Below are 17,277 nucleotides of genomic sequence, written 5' to 3'. Positions count from 1 at the left end.
GCGTTACATCTTCGACAATTTGCCGACGTCGACCGCCTGCGCGTAGGACATCTTCGCCGCGCCGTCGGCCGAACCGTTGACGGTGATCAGGAACTTGTTGGCGATCACCATGTGAACGTCGCCGTCCTGCGTCTGGATCGCGCGCTGGCTGCCGACGCGCACGATCTTGCCCATCGCCCCGGCGATGCCGGGATTGGCGAGGAAGGTCGCGAACTGCGTGATCATCGCGCTGTCGCCGGTGATCTGCACTTCGACGCTGTCGCCCTTGTCGTTGCTGTAGCTGCGGCTCGCCATCGACGCGCCGAAACCGATCTGCCCCATCGCGGTGGTCTGCACCTTCTCGGCTTTCCAGCCCGGCAGCGCGGCGGGGAGCAGCGCGGCAAAGCCCTCGGCGTTTTTCTGGCCGATCAATTGCGAGGCAAGGTCGAGTGCCTGCTTGGCGCCGGTCAGGTCGCCCGACTGATAGGATTTCCGGGCTTGCTCGATGGAATCGAGAATATCGTCGGCCGCCACCGCAGACGCAGCCGGCAGCAGAATAAGCATCAGCGCCGCCAAGGCGCGGAAATATCGCAACATTTTATCCCCAACCCGGTTCGGCCGGGAATCATCGCCGAACCGTCGAACGATAACGTGAAATGCCGGGGCGGGCGAGCGCGCCGTGCCCCTCACACAGACGTGAAAGCGGCGCTGGACTAATTGCCGCAGTCCTGTGTTTTCATGATCGTATCGACACACACCGGCATTCGCGCCGCTCCAACCCAGAGGCTCCCATGCTTGCCAGGCACGTCCTTTCCCGCACCGGGCTTTACGCCACAGCGCTCGTCGTCGGCCTGTCGTTCGGCCTTCCCCAGGTCCAGGCCGTCGGCACCGACACGCCGGCGCCCTCGACCGACAAGAAGAAGGAAAAAGACAAGAAGAGCATGATCGATCAGCAGCGCGACTACGCGAAGTTCCTCGACGGCTATCGCGCCGCGCGCGACATGATCCTCGCCGGCCGCTACAACGAAGGCATCGCGGCGCTGCATGCGCTGCATCGCGACGATCACCCCGACGTCGCCAACTACATCGGCTACGCCAACCGCAAGCTTGGCAATTACGAGCAGTCGAAGCTCTGGTACGAAGCGGCGCTGAAGGCCGATCCGAACCACGTGCGCACCTGGTCCTATTACGGCATGTGGCAGGCCGAACAGGGCAACCGCCTGAAGGCGGAAGACTTCCTGCAGAAGGTCAAACTGATCTGCGGCAACGAGACCTGCACGGAGTTCCGGCAGCTGCGTGAGGTGATCGACGGCAAGGCGAGCTACTGATCACGCCGATCGTCATTCCCTTAAATGGAACGAGGGCCGGACAAGCCGGCCCTCGTCTCTTTTCAAGCGCGCGCTTCAAGGATGAGGTTGAACGGAGTCTGCATGGCCTTGCGAAATTGCCGAAATCCGGCCCGCTCAAACACACTCGCAAGCTGCGACTGCCCGGCCTGCGCGCCAAGCACATGGGTACCGTCCTCGGAAATCGCATGCGCGCAGCACATGGTCGTAGACGCAGAGTAGTAGATGCGGCCGACCGGATTGATATTGTCCTGCACCCGATCGCCGGCATAAGGCTCGACCAGCATCACCGAGCCGTCTTTCGCCAGCGCCTTGCGCGCATGCGCGGCGGCAATGACGGGCCGCCCCATGTCGTGCAGGCAGTCGAAGAAACAGATCAGGTCGAAGCTCTGCTCCCGATAGCTGCCGGCATCGGCGACCTCGAAGGTCACCCGATCGGCGACGCCCGCTTCTTCTGCGATCCTGCGCGCCGCCTCAACGGACTTCCTGTGACCATCGAAGCCCCAAAAGCGCGAGTTGGGATAAGCCTGCGCCATCAGCACGGTCGAGTGGCCGTGGCCGCAGCCGACGTCGGCGACCTTGGCGCCCTTTTCGAGCTTCGCAGTCACGCCATCGAGCGCCGGCAGCCATTCGCTGACCAGGCTGCCGCGATAGGCGTTGCGATAGAACGCCGCGACGCCGCAATAAAGCCGCTCGTCGTGGTCGCCCCAGTTCACGCCCTTTCCGGTGCGAAACGCCTCGAGAGCCTTGTCCTCGTCGGCCCACATCGAGGCGACGACCTGAAAGGCCGGCGTCAGATAGACCGGGCTATTGTCGTCGGCGAGGACATGGGCCTGCTCGGGCGTCAACTCATAGGTGGCGCTCTTGGCATGATAGACGACGTAGCCGGCAGCCGCCTGTGAGTTGAGCCACTCGCGCACGTAGCGTTCGGCGCAGTCGGAACGCTTCGCGAGTTCCTGCGAACTGACGGGCCCCGCACCTTTCATGGCCTTGTAGAGGCCGAGCTTGTCGCCCAGGCTCGCCATGACGCCGCCATAGCCAACCGACAGTTCGCCGACCATCTGGCCGACAAACGCGTTCAATTTCTCCTGATTGAGCTCCATTACAGTTCTCCATCGTTGCTGGCCGGACCGAGTGTCCCGCCGGATGGCGCAGTCATGACCGTTGCTGGCCGCGATTTTGAGTGGCAGGTTCGCCAAAACCGGTTCATTTGTGCCAGAGCGACGGGCCGATCATGACCGAAACTCAACGCGAACTGCATGTCAGCCTTGTCGCGATACCCGACGCGGTGATCTCGACGCTGAGCGGCATCTATGACGTCATGAATGCCTTCAAACTGCTGTCCAAGGCGCACGATGCCTTCCCTGAGCGTGCGCCGTTCCGCTTCGAGATCGTCGGCGAGCAGAGCGGACCGGTGACACTGGCGAGCGGATTACCGGTAATGGCGGCGCGCGGCGCGCGCGCCGTCGAGGCGACCGACATCGTCATTGTGCCTTCGGTCATCCTCGCCGACGGCGGCTGGGCGAAAGCGCGCTATCCGGAACTCGTCGCCTGGCTCAGGAGAATGCATGAGCGCGGCGCGATGCTGTGCTCCGCCTGCTCGGGCGTATTCCTGCTCGCGGAAACCGGACTGTTCGACGGCGTCGAGTCGACCGTGCACTGGGGCTATGCCGAGCAGTTCCGCAAATCGTTTCCCGCGGTGCCGATTTTTCCCGATCGCGTGCTGGTCGTTGCGGGCGAAGGCCAGCGTCTCGTATCGTCAGGCGCGTCCATGACCTGGCACGATCTCGTACTTTATCTGATTGCCCGTCACGTCGGCACGACCGCGGCACAGGCGGTCGCGCACATGTTCGCGTTGCAGTGGCATCATGACGGTCTTGCGCCCTATATCGTGTTCGAGGGTCCGAAGAACCACGGCGATGCGGTGATCGCAGCGGCGCAAGAATGGCTCATCGGTCATTTCTCGGTCGCTGCGCCGGTCGAGGAGATGATCCGCAATTCGGGTCTCGCCGAGCGCACCTTCAAACGACGCTTCACGCAGGCGACGGGATACACGCCGATCGACTATGCGCAGCGGCTGCGCATCGAGGACGCCAAGCGGCGGCTCGAACGCACCGACGCGCCGGTCGATGAAATCGGCTGGCAGGTCGGCTACGAGGATGCGGCATTTTTCCGCCGGCTGTTCAAGCGCCTGACCGGGCTCTCGCCCAGTCGATACCGGCGTCATTTCCAAGTGCCGGCCTTTGCGCGCGGCGGCGACGCTCAATCAAGCCTTCCGCCTTCGGTTTCGGCTGCGATCCAAGCCAGATAGGCCGGGCCGCCGCGCGGCCGGCCTTCTCCGCCTCGACAATCGAGGGGAAGGTCGTATAGACGAGCACCGCGCGTTCCATCGCCGATCCCTGTATGGTCACACGTCACGTTCCGTCCGAGCCGCAGTTCATGAACAGTCCCGGCCAGCGTTTCAGCACCATCGCCTTCATCGCGTCCGGCACGCCGGAAGCGCGTGAGGCCTACGACCGGCTCAGCCAGCGCTATGGCAACGCCGAACCGGCGAAGGCGGACGTCATCGTCGCACTCGGCGGCGACGGGCTGATGCTGCAAACCCTGCACAAGTTCATGGCGACCGGAAAGCCGATCTACGGCATGCATCGCGGCACCGTCGGTTTCCTGATGAACGAATACGGCCACGACAAATTGGTCGAGCGGCTGAACAGCGCGCGCATCACCGTGATCCATCCGCTGGTGATGCGGGCGACCGACGCAGCGGGTCGCGTACATGAGCATCGCGCCATCAACGAGGTGTCGCTGTTTCGCCAGAGCGCGCAGGCCGCGCATCTGCGCATTCTCGTCGACGGCAAGGAGCGCCTCGCCGAGCTGATTGCCGACGGCGTGCTGGTCGCGACGCCGGCCGGCTCCACCGCCTATAACCTCTCGGTGCAGGGACCGATCATTCCGGTCGGTGCGCCGCTTCTCGCCCTCACCCCGATCAGCCCGTTCCGCCCCCGCCGCTGGCGCGGCGCGCTGCTGCCGGACAAGGCGAAGGTCACCATCGAGGCGCTCGACCCCGGCAAGCGTCCGGTCGCCGCCGTGGCCGACCACGACGAGGTCCGCTCGGTCCATTCGGTCGATATCGGCATGGATCTCGGCGTTTCGATCAACCTGATGTTCGATCCGGGCCACAGCCTTGACGAACGCATCCTTGGCGAACAGTTCGGGTTTTAGCCCCGCTTCCTAACCGAGTGTTAACGGCGCGGCTTTAGCCTCGCCCCCGGGTGCCGGCCTCCGCGTCGGCGTCCTGGAGCGCCAATGGTTCGCATCGATTTCAGCCACCTGCGCATTCTGGTTGTCGACGACAACGCGCATATGCGCCGCATCGTTCGCACGCTGCTGAACGGTTTCGGCGTGCGCGACATCTATGAAGCCGACAACGGCGCGACCGGCCTCGAGGCGTTCAACCAGTTCGTGCCCGACATCATCATCACCGACTGGGCGATGCCCGGCTTCGACGGCATCGAATTGACGCAAATGATCCGGCAACCCGGCGCCAACGCCAATCCTTATGCCGCGGTCATCATGATGACGGGCCACACCGAGAAACATCGCGTGACTGCGGCGCGCGACGCCGGCGTCACCGAGATTCTCGTCAAGCCGGTGTCGGCCAAGGCGCTGTATCAACGCATCGTCAACATCGTCGTCAACCCGCGCGACTTCATCAAGACGCCGACCTTCTTCGGTCCCGACCGGCGGCGCTTCATCAATCCGAACTATACCGGCCCCGAACGCCGCAAGGGCGGCAAGGCGAACACCGTGCGCCAAAGCCCGCTGATCGTCACGGCGCGGCTGTCGGCCTGAGGGAAAGAGTAAAGCATGCGGATGACGGACGACTCCTCATCGGTCGCGGTGTTCGCCGACCACGAAGTCATCAAGCCGCCGAACGATCTGCGCAAGGCGATCTCGACCGCGCCGCCGGCGGAGGACGACGATCCCGTCGCCCGCGCGGAGAAGGCGCTGGCCGACCTGTCGAGCGAGTTTTCGAACTGGATGGATCTCGAATGCGAGCGGCTCGACGCCGCGCGCCACGCGATCAAAAAGTCCGGCTTAACGCCGAAGGCCAAGGACGCCCTGTTCCATGCCGCGCATGACATCAAGGGCGAGGCAGCAACCTTCGGCTATCCGGCGGTGGCGTCAGCGGCCGACAGCCTGTGCCGGCTGGTCGAATACACGCCCGACGTGACGCGACTTCCGGTGACGCTGATCGACCAGCATGTCGACGCCGTGCGCGCCATCATCCGCGAATACGGCCGCTCCGACGCGGCCGACCTCGCGCGCATGCTGACGCAGCGTTTGCGCGAAGTGACCGACGACTTCCTGGCGGTCGAGAACAGCGCGCGCCCCGACGTGCTCGACCTGATCCAGGCGCCGTCGCTGATCCCGCAGCCTTAGCGTCTTCCGAAAAATCATTACCGTCATTCCGGGGCGCGCGCATCAGCGCGTTCACGCGCGTCTTTGACGCGCTATGGCGCGAACCCGGAATCCAGAACCAACGATTGTCTTCTCTGGATTCCGGATCGCCACTTTCGTGGCGTCCGGAATGACAATGGAGGTTTTTCAGAAACCGTTAGACGTCAAGCCACCAGCCGGCCGTGGTCGTCATTGACCGGCATCGGCAGCGGCGCGGCCACCAGATCGTCGCAGAACATGCGCGCTTCCTCGCGCGCGGCCTCGACCGCGAAGCGCCGCAGCAAGGTCAGCAGCGGCTCGATCTCGCCGGTCAGTTCCTGCTCGCAACGCGCCAGCACATGTTCGACCATGCGGCGCTTGAGCCGCGCCACCCCGCCCGGCTCGCCGATCAGCACGTCGCCGCGCAGCGCGGCAAGCGCTTCGCGGAAGGCGGGATAGGCGATATCCGGCAGGCCCGACTTGCGATAGAGCGCGCGGAAGCCCGAAATATTGCGGTCGTGGATGTAGCTCGACACCCGGTCGATCGGGATGCCGGCGAGTTCCGCCATCGCCTCTTCGAACAGCACGATATTGCCGCACAACAGCGCGCGCAGGATAAGGCCGGGCGTGAGATGACCGCTGTCGCGCAGGTGCTGCACCAGCGCGGCGATTTCCTCGTAGCGCGCCTCGGCGGCGAGCGACAACGTCGCGCGCTCGTAGGAATCCTTGGCGGCAAATTGCGCGTGGTCGGGCGTCAGCCAGCGCCGCGCCGCGACATAGCCGGTGAGCGTTTCGGTGAGCTTGGTCAGCAGCGCCTGGCGCGTCGGCGCCGAAATATCGGGGCGCGACAGCAATGTTTCGCGGATCGCCGCGAGATGGCCGAAGCGATCGACGATGCGGTCGATGGAGGCCGGCGTTACGTCGGCATCGGCATTTTCGAGCAGCACCAGGCAGGCCTGCGCGCTGCCGACTTCGGCGATCGCTGCGGCGACCGGACGCGGCAGCAGCGGGCGCGAGGCGATCGCAGCCTGCGTCTCCGCCTCGCCGGTCGCGACGAGATCGACGAGATCGGAATCGAGCAGCAGGGGCGAGCGCGACAGCACCGGCACGGCGACGTCGGCCTGATCGTTGGCGAGCGCGTTGACGACCACCTGCGGCGCCTTCTGGCTCGAGGCGAACACCTCTGCCAGGGCCCTGCGCACCAGCGGCGACGGATCGTCGAGCAGCATGATCAAAGCGCCTTCAGCGGCAGCAAGATCGTCGGGCGACAAATCGGAATGCAGGTAAGCGCGCGCCAGCGCCGATGTGGCGTCGGCCCGATCGCCGGGCCGGGCGTTGCGCACCCACTGCAGGAACTGACGAACTATCATCGACTGACCAAACGCTACGAAACGACACGCCGCAGATACGATGCGGCGACGCTCAGCCTAGCCGCCGAGGCTTAACAAACGGTTCACCATGCTTCTTGATGAGACGTTAACGACGATTTTGCCGCTAACGGCGGAGCTTGGCGGTCGTGGCCGACGTCGCGGTAGCATCGGCGGCGGTCTGCGCCGTGTCGCTGAACAGGTTGAACGAATTGACCGTCTGCACCGGGGCCTGACCGCGCACCGGCGTCCACAGGTCGCGCACCACCGAACCCACCGGCTCATCGCCACGGGAATGGAACATCGCCTGGAACAGCGGCTTGGCTTCCTCGATGACGCGCGGGCGCCGCTGCACATTGGCGTCGGCGAAAGCCTGCGCGACCGCGGCGGTGTCCTGCACCGGAATGGTGGCCGGCGGGCGCAAGCCTTTCTCGACCGGCAGCGAGCCGCGCAGAGTCGCGGGCGGCGGCGGTGCGGCCGCGACATCGACGGCGTTGCCGCCGCTGCCGGCGCGCGCGACCTCATAGCGGTCGGTCAGCATCCGGTAGACGCCGAGCACGGTGCGCGGATTGCCGCCGCGGTCGTAGAAGATCGGGCGGTTGGACCGCGCCGCCGAGGGGAACACCTCGGCCGCCGTCGCATTGGGGCGCTGGATCGCGGTGCCGATCAGGCGCGCCGCGCCGTCGGCGCCGAGGAAATGCGCGATGTAAAGCTCGCCCTCGCTCGGCGCGCGGCCCAGTTCGGCAGCCAGCTGGGCGTGGTTGTTGCGGCTGAAGGCGCCGGCCAGCATGGCGCTGACCTTCGGATCGCTGCGCAGCTTCATGATCTCGTGCTTCATCACCGGATTGGGCACGTCGAAACGGCCGTCCGCTCCCTGCACGATCGAATCCGCGTAGCGCGACAGCCCCAGCGCCCGGCCCGCCGCCTTCATGGTGGCGAACCAGGTCTGGTCGATGAACTGGAACAGCCCCTGCGCCGTCGAGGTCGCGGCGCGGGCGTTCGGATTGAGATTCGATTCGATTTGCGCGGTCGTCAGCAGATAGTCGAAATTCGCGCCCGTGGTATGGGCGGCCTGGCGGATCGCGCCGGCGACGGTCGCAACCTGATTGTTCGACTGGATCTGCATAGGCGCTTTCGCGTTACCGGAAAATGCCCGTCAAAGGACGTCACGGTACGCGAGGGGCAGCCTTGTCAGGCGCCGCCGAGCATGGGCATGTATGGTAAACAGAAGCTTAACGACCGGCCGGACGCGCCCAGAGCGTCGGCAAAACGGGGTTTTCCAAGAGGTTTTCGATGGGCAAGGTGTCCCGATGAGCATGACGGCAGAGCGGCATCCGCGCGGCGGGCTTTACTTCGAGGGATTCGAGGTCGGCAAGACCTATGAGCACACCCTGCGCCGCACGGTGACGCAGATGGACAACATGCTGTTCTCCAACATGACGCTCAATCCCCAGCCTCTACACATCGACCGCGAATTCTGTGAGAAGGAAACCGACTGGGGCCAGCCGCTGATGAACTCGCTGTTCACGCTCGGCCTGATGATCGGCATTCAGGTCTCGGACATGACGGTCGGCACGACAATCGCCAATCTCGGCATGAAGGACGTCAAGTTCCCTAATCCGCTGTTCGAAGGCGACACCGTGCGCTGCACTACCGAGGTGCTGGGAAAGCGCGAGTCGAAGTCGCGGCCGAACGCCGGCATCGTCGAATTCCATCACAAGGCGTTCAAGCAGGACGGCAAGCTCGTCGCCGAATGCACCCGCCAGGCCTTCATCATCAAGAAGCCGGCCTAACGAGACGGACCGCCACCATGCGCCACGCGCTGACGATCGGGACGACACTCTCTCTCATCGCCGTGACGATGGCGCATGCGCAGCCGGCGGGCATCGCGGAAATTCTCCCGATCAAGGCGGGCCAGGCAATCTGCTTTACCGCCGATCTAAAAAAGCCCGTTACGATGGACATCGAGGACTGGTCGCAGAACAAGATCAGCATGGAGCCGGTGCCGGGCGAGAAGCAGAAAGACGGCAAGCCGCTGATGCGGCCGGTTCCGGCACTGCTCAAGGGCCGGCAGGTGACAACGCTCGTGATGCAGGTGACGGCGGCGGATCTCAATCCGAGCGAGCCTTACGACTTCATCCTGCGCGCAACCGTCAAAGGCTGGAAGAAGCCGCTTTACGCCGCCGGCTCATGTGCGCCGACTAAGGACGAAGCCGGCAAATCCGACGCCAATAAACTCAGCTGCATCGTCGAATGTGACGGCGGCAGCATCGGCCTTGCGCGGACCGCGGGCACGTCGTCAGCCGATGCAATTTTCGGTCGTGACGGCGGGCTACGGATGACCGCCGGATGCGGTGACGAGGAGAGCGGCCCGTCCTACCGCCTCAAGGCGGCGGCGGCCGAGCAACTGTTCCGCCTCGCGCCGGTTGCCGCCAAACAGTGCGTGCCACTGCGCCGCTGGATCGAACAATAAACGGACACTGGAAAGACAAGGACAGGATTGAATGCGTTCGCTGCTGTTCGTTCCCGCCGACGGCGGTTCCAAGCTCGACAAGGCGATGGCGAGCGGCGCCGACGGCGTCATCATCGACCTCGAGGATTCGATCACGGCCGAGCGCAAGGAGGCCGCGCGCAGATGCGCATTCGATTTCCTCAAAGCCGTGAGCGGCGAGACGAAGCGGCCGAAATTGCTGGTGCGCATCAACGGCCTCGACACCGGCATGACCGACGCCGACCTCGACGCCATCGTGCCGGCCAAGCCGGACATCGTGGTGTTCCCGAAGGCGGAAGGCGGCGCGACCGTCACCCATATCGATGCGAAGCTCACGGCGCGCGAGGCAATCGCCGGGCTGCCGGACGGCACGATCAAGATTCTCGCGCAGTCGGTCGAGTCCGCCACCGGCATTTTCAACGCCGGCAATTACCGTAATTGCAGCCCGCGGCTGATCGGCATGACCTGGGGGCCTGAAGACCTCTCCGCCGAACTCGGCGCGGAGGCGAACCGCGACCCGCAAGGCTTGCTCACCGAGCCTTATCGCTTCGCCCGCTCGATCTGCCTCTATGCGGCGGCGGCGGCGAAGACCACCGCGATCGAAACCGTCTATGTCGATTTCCGCAATACCGAAGGCCTGCGCCGCGACACCGTGGATGCGCGGCGCGACGGCTTCACCGGCCGCCTCGCCATTCATCCGGCGCAAGTGCCCGTCATCAACGAGGTGTTCACGCCGAACGACGCCGACATCGCCAAGGCGAAAGCGGTGGTCGCGGCCTTCGCTGCGCAGCCGGGCGCCGGCGCGGTCGGCATCGACGGCAAGATGTACGACCGCCCGCACCTCGCGCGCGCCAAGGCGCTGCTCGCGCGGATGGGGCAGAGCTAGGCTTTATCGGGGTACACGGCCTTCGGATCGAACGCCTTGTCGGCGTCGCGGAATTCCAGCGTCACGCTGCCTGCTTTTCCGAGCGGCACCGCACGATAGAAGCACGAACGCCGGCCGGTGTGGCAGGCGCCTTCGCCCGCCTGTTCGACCTTCAGCCACAGCGCGTCCTGGTCGCAGTCGGTGCGCAACTCGACGACGCGCTGGACGTGGCCGGAGATCTCGCCCTTCTTCCAGAGCTTCTTGCGCGAACGGCTGAAGTACCACGCCTCGCCGCTCTCGATGGTCTTCGCCAGCGCTTCGGCGTTCATGTGCGCGACCATCAGCACGTCGCCCGACGACGCGTCGGTGACGACGGCGGTGACCAGACCGTCACTGTCGAATTTCGGCGCGAAGGCGCGGCCCTCCTCGATCTCGGAGATGGAACCGCGCGTCGCGAATAAAGAGGAATTGTCAGCCACAGAAAACCCCGCACATTGAAGCGGGGATCAGCGCTGACCCCCGCGCACCATCGTCATGAAGCGGACCTGTTCCTGCGGATTGTTGTCGAACAGGCCGGAGAACTGCGTCGTTACCGTCAGCGAACCGGGCTTGGTGACGCCGCGGATCGACATGCACATATGCTCCGCTTCCAGCATCACCGCGACACCCTGCGGCTTGAGGATCTCCTCGAGCGCGGTGGCGATCTGCGAGGTCATGTGCTCCTGCGTCTGCAGGCGCTTGGCGTAGACGTCGACCAGACGCGCGAGCTTCGAGAGGCCCACCACCCGCTCCACCGGCTTGTAGGCGATATGCGCCTTGCCGAAGAACGGCATGATGTGGTGCTCGCAATGCGAGTTGAAGGTGATGTCCTTCACCAGCACGAAATCGTTGTAGCTGCCGATCTCGCCGAAGGTCTTGTCGAGCACGTCGAGCGGGCATTCGCGATAGCCCTGGAACATCTCGTCATAGGCGTCGACCACGCGCTTGGGCGTGTCGAGCAGGCCTTCGCGGGCCGGATCGTCGCCCGCAAAAGCGAGCAGCGTGCGCACCGCCTCCTCCGCCTTCTCGCGCGAGGGGCGCGGCACGGCGGGTTCCGGCGCGGCACGGACATGATCGGACAGGCCCTGCTTCGGCCACGGGGTCACGACAGTGGGCTTCTTCGCGTCCATAGACGGGTCTCTCCGTTCGACCGGCGCATGCCATACGCGGCTTCGCCGGATGTGTCACCGGGCGCCCACGTCTGTCAGCCATGCCACCTGCGGCACTGGAGAACCGGACGCTGCATTCCCATTTCCGCGCAAGCCCTTGAGGGGGAACCCCCTTCTCGCCGGGCAAGGCCAATCCCTATATAGTCCAAAGCCGGCGCGGCGCAATGCGCGGAACGTTATCCGGGCCATGAGATCGGGGCCATGAGCGATGCTTAACGACGTCTACAACAAGAAAATCCTCGAATTGGCGGCCAATATCCCCCGTCTTGGCCGCCTGCCGGACCCCGATGCCTCCGCCACCGCCCATTCCAAGCTCTGCGGCTCCACGGTCACCATCGACCTGACGATGGACGGCCCCAAGGTTTCGGATTTCGCCCACGATGTGAAAGCCTGCGCGCTCGGTCAGGCCTCGTCCTCGCTGATGGCGAGCCATGTGGTCGGCGCCAGCGCCGGTGAGTTGCGGGCGCTGCGCGAGACCGTCCGCAAGATGCTGAAGGAAAATGGCCCGCCGCCTGCCGGCAAATGGGCGGACTTCGCGGTGCTCGAGCCGGTGCGCGACTACAAGGCGCGGCACGCCTCCACCATGCTCACCTTCGACGCGGTGGTGAACGCCATCGACCAGATCGAGGCGAAACAGAAACAAGCCGCCGAGTGAGCGTCCCGGTGAACGTTCTGAGCGACCTTCCACGCAAGGCCGGACGCGGCCTCATTCTGTTCTATCGCTACACGCTGCTCGCGCTGATCGGCCCGCGCTGCCGCCATCTGCCCGGCTGCTCGGAATATGCCGAGGAAGCCGTCGGGCGCTTCGGCCTCTGGGCCGGATCGTGGATGGCGCTGGCGCGGATTCTCCGCTGTCATCCGTGGGGCACGCACGGCCTCGACTTTGTGCCGCAGATGCCGCCCGACGGCGCGCGCTGGTATCTGCCCTGGCGCTACGGCCGCTGGCGCGGCACCAATGAGACGCCGCCGCCGGCATAACAGCCCCCACGCAAACCGGGTGGACAAGGCGCGCGCCGCCATAGGTACTGGCGGCATCGATGGGGCAAGCATGACCGACATGACGAAGATGCCGCCGGCCATGCACCCGCAGGACTGGCTGCTGCTGATCCTGCTGTCGGTGCTGTGGGGCGGCACGTTTTTCGTCGTTGGCTTCGCGCTGCGCGAACTGCCGCCGCTGACGCTGGTGTTCGCGCGCGTCGCGCTCGGGGCCGTGTTGATGCTTCCGGTCATGAAACTGTTCGGCATGGCGCTGCCGCGCACGGCGAAGGAATGGATGCCGTTCGTCGGCATCGCGATGTTCAACAACATCATCCCGTATTCGCTGATCTTCGCCGGACAGACTTACATCACCTCCGGCATGGCTTCGGTGCTCAACGCCACGACGCCGTTGTTCACCGTCCTGGTGCTGGCCGCCTTCGGCGACGAACGGTTGAGCCTGCGCCGCGTGATCGGCGTGTCGATGGGCATACTCGGCGTCCTGCTGTTGCGCAGCGCCTCGGCAACCGACAGCACCGACCAGACCATCGGTATTCTGCTCTGCCTCGGCGGCGCGCTCAGTTACGGCATTGCCGGCCTGTGGGCCAGGCGCATGCTCGCCGGCGTTCCGCCGATGACCTCGACGACCTGCCAGTTGATCGTCTCCGGGTTCGTGATGGCGGTCGTCGCCGGCATCGTCGACCGACCGTGGACGCTGCCGATGCCGAGCCCGGCCACCTGGGCCGCGATCGTCGCGCTGGCCGCGCTCTCGACCGCCCTCGCCTATATCGTGTTCTTCCGTATCCTCGAGCGGTCCGGCCCGACCAATGTTGCCTTGGTCACGCTGCTGATCCCGGTGACGGCGATCCTGCTCGGCGTCACGGTGCTCGGCGAGCCGCTGACGGTGCGGGAAATCCTCGGCGCGCTGGTGATCGGAATCTCCCTGCTCGTCATCGACGGCCAGGTGTTCGCCCGGCTGCGCCGCACGCCCGCCGCCTGAGGCGGCAACGCCTCCGATAACTATTGCGATTCGGCGCGCCTCCGGTTATCCCCAAGCCATTCCGCTTACCTGCATGCATGCAGTCAGGCTAAGTGGCTTCCGGCTCGATGCCCGGATGCGCGCACTCTTGAAAAGAGGAACGCGGCCGGACGCAAAACCGGTTCCCACTTTTGCTGGCCGCGTCCCGTTCGCAGGAGTGAGCAACAGGAGAGAACGATGGTCGCCCTGACCTTCCCCGACGGCGCACGCCGTGACTATCCCGCAGGCACAACCGGTCTCGACATCGCGAAGGGCATCTCGCCCTCGCTGGCCAAGCGCACCGTGGCGATGGCGCTCGATGGCGAACTCGCCGACCTTGCCGATCCGATCGAGCGCGATGCCAGGATCGAATTCGTGAACCGCGACGATCCGCGCGCGCTGGAACTGATCCGGCACGACTGCGCGCACGTGCTCGCCGAAGCGGTGCAGACGCTGTGGCCGGGCACGCAGGTGACCATCGGCCCCGTGATCGAAAACGGCTTCTATTACGACTTCTACCGCAACGAGCCGTTCACGCCGGAAGACTTCGCGGCGATCGAAAAGAAGATGAAGGAGATCATAGCCCGCGACAAACCCTTCACCAAGGAGGTGTGGTCGCGCGACGAAACCAAGAAAGTCTTCCGCGACAAGGGCGAGCTGTTCAAGGTCGAGCTGGTGGACGCCATTCCGGCGGACCAGCAGATCAAGATCTACAAGCAGGGCGACTGGTTCGACCTGTGCCGCGGCCCGCACATGACCTCGACCGGCAAGATCGGCAACGCCTTCAAGCTGATGAAGGTCGCGGGCGCCTACTGGCGCGGCGACGCCAAGAACCCGATGCTGACGCGCATCTACGGCACGGCTTTCGCCAAGCAGGAAGAACTCGACGCCTATCTGCACCAGATGGAAGAGGCCGAGAAGCGCGACCACCGCAAGCTCGGCCGAGAGATGGACCTGTTCCACTTCCAGGAGGAAGGCCCCGGCACGGTGTTCTGGCACGCCAATGGCTGGACGATCTTCCAGGAGATCGTCGCCTATATGCGCCGCCGGCTGAAAGGCGACTACAACGAAGTCAACGCGCCGATGATGCTCGACAAGTCGCTGTGGGAGACCTCCGGCCACTGGGGCTGGTTTCGCGAGAACATGTTCCAGGCGACCTCGGCCGGCGACGACACCGAGGACGAGCGCGTCTACGCCATCAAGCCGATGAACTGCCCCGGCCACATCCAGATCTTCAAGCACGGCCTGCGCAGCTATCGCGAGCTGCCGCTGCGTCTCGCCGAGTTCGGCACGGTGCACCGCTACGAACCGTCCGGCGCGCTGCACGGCCTGCTGCGCGTCCGCGCCTTCACGCAGGACGACGCCCATGTGTTCTGCACCGAGGAGCAGATGGCGCAGGAGTGCCTGAAGATCAACGACCTGATCCTGTCGACGTATGACGACTTCGGCTTCCAGGGCGAATTGACCGTGAAGCTCTCGACGCGGCCGGAAAAGCGCGTCGGCTCGGACGCGGCGTGGGACCACGCCGAAGGCGTAATGCATGACGTGCTGAAGCGCATCGCGCAGAGCAACAACCGCATCAAGACCGCGATCAATCCCGGCGAAGGCGCGTTCTACGGGCCGAAGTTCGAATATGTGCTGCGCGACGCGATCGGCCGAGACTGGCAGTGCGGCACCACGCAGGTCGACTTCAATCTGCCGGAGCGCTTCGAGGCGTTCTACATCGCGCCGGACGGTTCGAAAAAGCCGCCGGTGATGATCCACCGCGCGATCTGCGGCTCGATGGAGCGCTTCCTTGGCGTCGTGCTCGAGCACTATGCCGGCCATCTGCCGCTGTGGCTAGCGCCGGTGCAGGCCATCGTCGCCACCATCACCTCGGATGCCGACGATTACGCCGCGGAAGCGACCGCACTCGCCCGCCGCATGGGGCTGCGCGTCAACGGCGATCTGCGCAACGAGAAGATCAACTACAAGGTGCGCGAGCATTCGCTCGCCAAGGTTCCGGCGCTGCTCGTGGTCGGCAAGAAGGAAGCGGCGGAACGCACCGTGTCGATCCGCCGGCTCGGCCAGGAGAAGCAGCAGGTGATGCCGCTCGATTCTGCGCTCACCATGCTGGCCGAGGAAGCCACCGCGCCGGACCTCAAGCGCATGAAGGCGAAGATATCTTAAGCGCCGTCACGTTCCGGCGACGACGCGCACGTCGCCGCGGCTGTTGCGCGCGGGTGCGTTGAGCCGCGACAGGAACTTGCCGGCCCAGCCCTCCGAATCCGAGGCGCAGACCGCCTTGTAGAGCGCGCGGTGCCGGCCCCGCCTTTCGTCGAGCGGCATCGACAGCGCCCGATCGATCGCCGCGGCAAAGCCTTCGGTGTCGTAGGGATTGACCAGCACGGCGTCCCGCAACTCGTGGGCGGCGCCAGCAAAGCGCGACAGCACCAGCACGCCGGGATCGTCGGGATCCTGTGCCGCGACGAATTCCTTGGCGACGAGGTTCATGCCGTCGCGCAGTGGCGTCACCAGCGCGATGCGCGACATCTTCAGGAGGCCGGCAAGCTGTCTCCGGTTGTGCGCGCGGTTGACGTAGCGCAGCGGTGTCCAGGTCACCTCGCCATAGGTGCCGTTGATGCGCGCGACCGACTGGCCGATCTGGCGGCCGATGTCGGCGTAGTTGGCGATATCGGCGCGGCTGCGCGGCGTGATCTGGAGGTAGGTGATTTTCTGCCGCCAGTCCGGAAAGTTTTTCAGGAACATCTCGTAGGCGTCGAACCGCATCGGCAGCCCCTTGGAATAGTCGAGACGATCGACGCCGATGATCATCGAGCGGCCGCCGAGGCTGTCGGTGACCTCCTTGACGAAATCACTCTCCGCGGCCTTCTGCGCGAGTTGGGAAAAATCCGCGACGTCGATGCCGACGGGAAATGCGCCATAAGCGACCTCCCGCCCGTCGACGACGATGGTGCCCGGATGCGAATGAAGCGCCCCGCGTTCGTTTTCGAAATAACTGGCGAAGTTTACGGCGTCGCGTTCGGTCTGGAACCCGACAAGATCGTAATGGGAAAGCTGCGTCAGCAGACGCTCGTGATTGGGCAACGCGGCGATCAGTTCCGGCGGCGGGAATGGAATGTGGAGGAAAAACCCGATCCGGTTCCGACAGCCGAGATCGGACAGCGCCTGCGCGAGCGGAATGAAATGATAATCATGCACCCAGATCACGTCGTCAGGGCGCAGCAGGGGCGCAAGCTGGCGCGCGAAGTACTCGTTGACGCGGAAATAGCCGCTCTGGTCGCGGCGCGTGAATTCGATGAGATCCAGTCGATAGTGCAACACCGGCCACAGCACGCTGTTGGCGAAGCCGTTGTAGAACTCGTCGAAGTCGGCCTGCTCGAGATCGACGGTCGTGTAGGTGACGTTCTTGCGCGTGAGGGTCTGCGCTTCCGCATGGGGGCCAATCTTGCCGCTCCAGCCGAACCACAGGCACTCCATCTGTTCGAGCGCCGAGCGGATCGCAACTTCAAGGCCGCCGGCGCGCGCTTTCCCGTCAGGAATTCCGACGCGATTCGATACGATGACCAATCGAGGCAATGACGTCAC

Annotated in this window: 19 protein-coding genes; 12 read left to right on the top strand and 7 right to left on the bottom strand. The window is 64.9% G+C overall.

Going from position 1 to position 17,277, the window contains the following annotated elements:
• Positions 1-3: 3 nt before the first annotated feature.
• Positions 4-543, bottom strand: coding sequence for a hypothetical protein (locus AB7F10_RS03930; protein WP_428557577.1), 540 nt, complete (start codon positions 541-543; stop codon positions 4-6).
• Positions 544-770: 227 nt separating this feature from the next.
• Between AB7F10_RS03930 and AB7F10_RS03925 the strand changes: the two genes are divergently transcribed.
• Entirely contained in the window at positions 771-1,307 is a 537-nt protein-coding gene (locus tag AB7F10_RS03925) for a tetratricopeptide repeat protein (RefSeq protein ID WP_428557578.1), read from the top strand.
• A 62-nt stretch (positions 1,308-1,369) separates the two neighbouring features.
• Here AB7F10_RS03925 and AB7F10_RS03920 read toward each other — a convergent pair whose 3' ends face one another.
• Positions 1,370-2,428, bottom strand: coding sequence for a class I SAM-dependent methyltransferase (locus AB7F10_RS03920; RefSeq protein ID WP_428557579.1), 1,059 nt, complete (start codon positions 2,426-2,428; stop codon positions 1,370-1,372).
• 131 nt (positions 2,429-2,559) lie between these two features.
• Here AB7F10_RS03920 and AB7F10_RS03915 point away from each other — a divergent pair, with 131 nt between their 5' ends.
• The 4 genes from AB7F10_RS03915 (at position 2,560) to AB7F10_RS03900 (ending at position 5,768) form a co-directional block, all read left to right on the top strand.
• On the top strand, positions 2,560-3,636 hold the full coding sequence (locus AB7F10_RS03915) for a GlxA family transcriptional regulator (RefSeq protein WP_428557580.1): 1,077 nt from the start codon (positions 2,560-2,562) through the stop codon (positions 3,634-3,636).
• 128 nt (positions 3,637-3,764) lie between these two features.
• Positions 3,765-4,547 carry an NAD kinase gene (locus AB7F10_RS03910; protein WP_428558387.1) on the top strand — a complete coding sequence of 261 codons (783 nt, stop codon included), beginning with the start codon at positions 3,765-3,767 and terminating at the stop codon, positions 4,545-4,547.
• Positions 4,548-4,631: 84 nt separating this feature from the next.
• Positions 4,632-5,177, top strand: coding sequence for a response regulator (locus AB7F10_RS03905; RefSeq protein WP_428557581.1), 546 nt, complete (start codon positions 4,632-4,634; stop codon positions 5,175-5,177).
• A 15-nt stretch (positions 5,178-5,192) separates the two neighbouring features.
• On the top strand, positions 5,193-5,768 hold the full coding sequence (locus tag AB7F10_RS03900; RefSeq protein ID WP_428557582.1) for an Hpt domain-containing protein: 576 nt from the start codon (positions 5,193-5,195) through the stop codon (positions 5,766-5,768).
• Positions 5,769-5,950: 182 nt separating this feature from the next.
• On the opposite strand, the gene AB7F10_RS03895 is transcribed toward AB7F10_RS03900, so the two are convergent.
• Both AB7F10_RS03895 and AB7F10_RS03890 read right to left on the bottom strand, forming a co-directional pair.
• Positions 5,951-7,135: a DUF2336 domain-containing protein gene (locus AB7F10_RS03895; RefSeq protein WP_428557583.1), complete on the bottom strand. Its 1,185-nt coding sequence runs from the start codon at positions 7,133-7,135 to the stop codon at positions 5,951-5,953.
• 124 nt (positions 7,136-7,259) lie between these two features.
• Positions 7,260-8,258 (bottom strand): transglycosylase SLT domain-containing protein, encoded by a 999-nt coding sequence (locus tag AB7F10_RS03890; RefSeq protein ID WP_428557584.1) that lies wholly within the window; start codon positions 8,256-8,258, stop codon positions 7,260-7,262.
• Positions 8,259-8,442: 184 nt separating this feature from the next.
• On the opposite strand from AB7F10_RS03890, the gene AB7F10_RS03885 reads away from it, so the two are divergent.
• The 3 genes from AB7F10_RS03885 to AB7F10_RS03875 are packed head-to-tail and all read left to right on the top strand — an operon-like array spanning position 8,443 to position 10,509.
• A complete protein-coding gene (locus AB7F10_RS03885; protein WP_428557585.1) occupies positions 8,443-8,925 on the top strand; it encodes a MaoC family dehydratase in 483 nt (160 codons plus the stop codon).
• A 17-nt stretch (positions 8,926-8,942) separates the two neighbouring features.
• Positions 8,943-9,605 (top strand): hypothetical protein, encoded by a 663-nt coding sequence (locus AB7F10_RS03880; protein WP_428557586.1) that lies wholly within the window; start codon positions 8,943-8,945, stop codon positions 9,603-9,605.
• Between the two features lie 31 nt (positions 9,606-9,636).
• Entirely contained in the window at positions 9,637-10,509 is an 873-nt protein-coding gene (locus AB7F10_RS03875) for an HpcH/HpaI aldolase/citrate lyase family protein (protein ID WP_428557587.1), read from the top strand.
• On the opposite strand, the gene hisI is transcribed toward AB7F10_RS03875, so the two are convergent.
• Both hisI and folE read right to left on the bottom strand, forming a co-directional pair.
• Positions 10,506-10,967, bottom strand: coding sequence for a phosphoribosyl-AMP cyclohydrolase (gene hisI / locus AB7F10_RS03870; protein ID WP_428557588.1), 462 nt, complete (start codon positions 10,965-10,967; stop codon positions 10,506-10,508). The two genes, AB7F10_RS03875 and hisI, sit on opposite strands and share 4 nt — an antisense overlap.
• A gap of 27 nt (positions 10,968-10,994) precedes the next feature.
• The gene (gene folE / locus AB7F10_RS03865; protein ID WP_428557589.1) at positions 10,995-11,657 is read right to left on the bottom strand and encodes a GTP cyclohydrolase I FolE; all 663 of its coding nucleotides are present in this window, start codon (positions 11,655-11,657) and stop codon (positions 10,995-10,997) included.
• Between the two features lie 247 nt (positions 11,658-11,904).
• On the opposite strand from folE, the gene AB7F10_RS03860 reads away from it, so the two are divergent.
• The 4 genes from AB7F10_RS03860 to thrS all read left to right on the top strand — a co-directional run bounded on the left by AB7F10_RS03860 (position 11,905) and on the right by thrS (position 15,858).
• Positions 11,905-12,351, top strand: a complete 447-nt coding sequence (locus AB7F10_RS03860; RefSeq protein ID WP_428557590.1) for an iron-sulfur cluster assembly scaffold protein — start codon at positions 11,905-11,907, stop codon at positions 12,349-12,351.
• Between the two features lie 8 nt (positions 12,352-12,359).
• A complete protein-coding gene (gene yidD, locus AB7F10_RS03855; protein ID WP_428557591.1) occupies positions 12,360-12,674 on the top strand; it encodes a membrane protein insertion efficiency factor YidD in 315 nt (104 codons plus the stop codon).
• A 70-nt stretch (positions 12,675-12,744) separates the two neighbouring features.
• Entirely contained in the window at positions 12,745-13,671 is a 927-nt protein-coding gene (locus AB7F10_RS03850; protein ID WP_428557592.1) for a DMT family transporter, read from the top strand.
• Positions 13,672-13,887: 216 nt separating this feature from the next.
• On the top strand, positions 13,888-15,858 hold the full coding sequence (thrS, locus tag AB7F10_RS03845; protein ID WP_428557593.1) for a threonine--tRNA ligase: 1,971 nt from the start codon (positions 13,888-13,890) through the stop codon (positions 15,856-15,858).
• A gap of 6 nt (positions 15,859-15,864) precedes the next feature.
• Here the strand turns inward: thrS and otsA are convergent, their stop codons facing one another.
• Entirely contained in the window at positions 15,865-17,268 is a 1,404-nt protein-coding gene (gene otsA / locus AB7F10_RS03840) for an alpha,alpha-trehalose-phosphate synthase (UDP-forming) (protein ID WP_428557594.1), read from the bottom strand.
• Positions 17,269-17,277: the final 9 nt, after the last annotated feature.

The sequence above is a fragment of the Pseudolabrys sp. genome (assembly GCF_050250095.1).
Taxonomy (GTDB): domain Bacteria; phylum Pseudomonadota; class Alphaproteobacteria; order Rhizobiales; family Xanthobacteraceae; genus Pseudolabrys.
The sequence above is the reverse complement of the archived record's forward strand: the minus strand, read 5'-3'. Positions and strand labels throughout refer to the sequence as shown.

Excerpts from the sequence above, each read along its gene's own strand:
- AB7F10_RS03890 (WP_428557584.1), bottom strand. The coding sequence starts at position 8,258 with ATGCAGATCCAGTCGAACAATCAGGTTGCGACCGTCGCCGGCGCGATC.
- AB7F10_RS03920 (WP_428557579.1), bottom strand. The coding sequence starts at position 2,428 with ATGGAGCTCAATCAGGAGAAATTGAACGCGTTTGTCGGCCAGATGGTC.
- AB7F10_RS03850 (WP_428557592.1), top strand. The coding sequence starts at position 12,745 with ATGACCGACATGACGAAGATGCCGCCGGCCATGCACCCGCAGGACTGG.
- AB7F10_RS03925 (WP_428557578.1), top strand. The coding sequence starts at position 771 with ATGCTTGCCAGGCACGTCCTTTCCCGCACCGGGCTTTACGCCACAGCG.
- AB7F10_RS03875 (WP_428557587.1), top strand. The coding sequence starts at position 9,637 with ATGCGTTCGCTGCTGTTCGTTCCCGCCGACGGCGGTTCCAAGCTCGAC.
- AB7F10_RS03880 (WP_428557586.1), top strand. The coding sequence starts at position 8,943 with ATGCGCCACGCGCTGACGATCGGGACGACACTCTCTCTCATCGCCGTG.
- AB7F10_RS03900 (WP_428557582.1), top strand. The coding sequence starts at position 5,193 with ATGCGGATGACGGACGACTCCTCATCGGTCGCGGTGTTCGCCGACCAC.
- AB7F10_RS03930 (WP_428557577.1), bottom strand. The coding sequence starts at position 543 with ATGCTTATTCTGCTGCCGGCTGCGTCTGCGGTGGCGGCCGACGATATT.
- AB7F10_RS03885 (WP_428557585.1), top strand. The coding sequence starts at position 8,443 with ATGAGCATGACGGCAGAGCGGCATCCGCGCGGCGGGCTTTACTTCGAG.
- folE (WP_428557589.1), bottom strand. The coding sequence starts at position 11,657 with ATGGACGCGAAGAAGCCCACTGTCGTGACCCCGTGGCCGAAGCAGGGC.
- AB7F10_RS03915 (WP_428557580.1), top strand. The coding sequence starts at position 2,560 with ATGACCGAAACTCAACGCGAACTGCATGTCAGCCTTGTCGCGATACCC.
- AB7F10_RS03895 (WP_428557583.1), bottom strand. The coding sequence starts at position 7,135 with ATGATAGTTCGTCAGTTCCTGCAGTGGGTGCGCAACGCCCGGCCCGGC.
- AB7F10_RS03910 (WP_428558387.1), top strand. The coding sequence starts at position 3,765 with ATGAACAGTCCCGGCCAGCGTTTCAGCACCATCGCCTTCATCGCGTCC.
- AB7F10_RS03860 (WP_428557590.1), top strand. The coding sequence starts at position 11,905 with ATGCTTAACGACGTCTACAACAAGAAAATCCTCGAATTGGCGGCCAAT.
- thrS (WP_428557593.1), top strand. The coding sequence starts at position 13,888 with ATGGTCGCCCTGACCTTCCCCGACGGCGCACGCCGTGACTATCCCGCA.
- AB7F10_RS03905 (WP_428557581.1), top strand. The coding sequence starts at position 4,632 with ATGGTTCGCATCGATTTCAGCCACCTGCGCATTCTGGTTGTCGACGAC.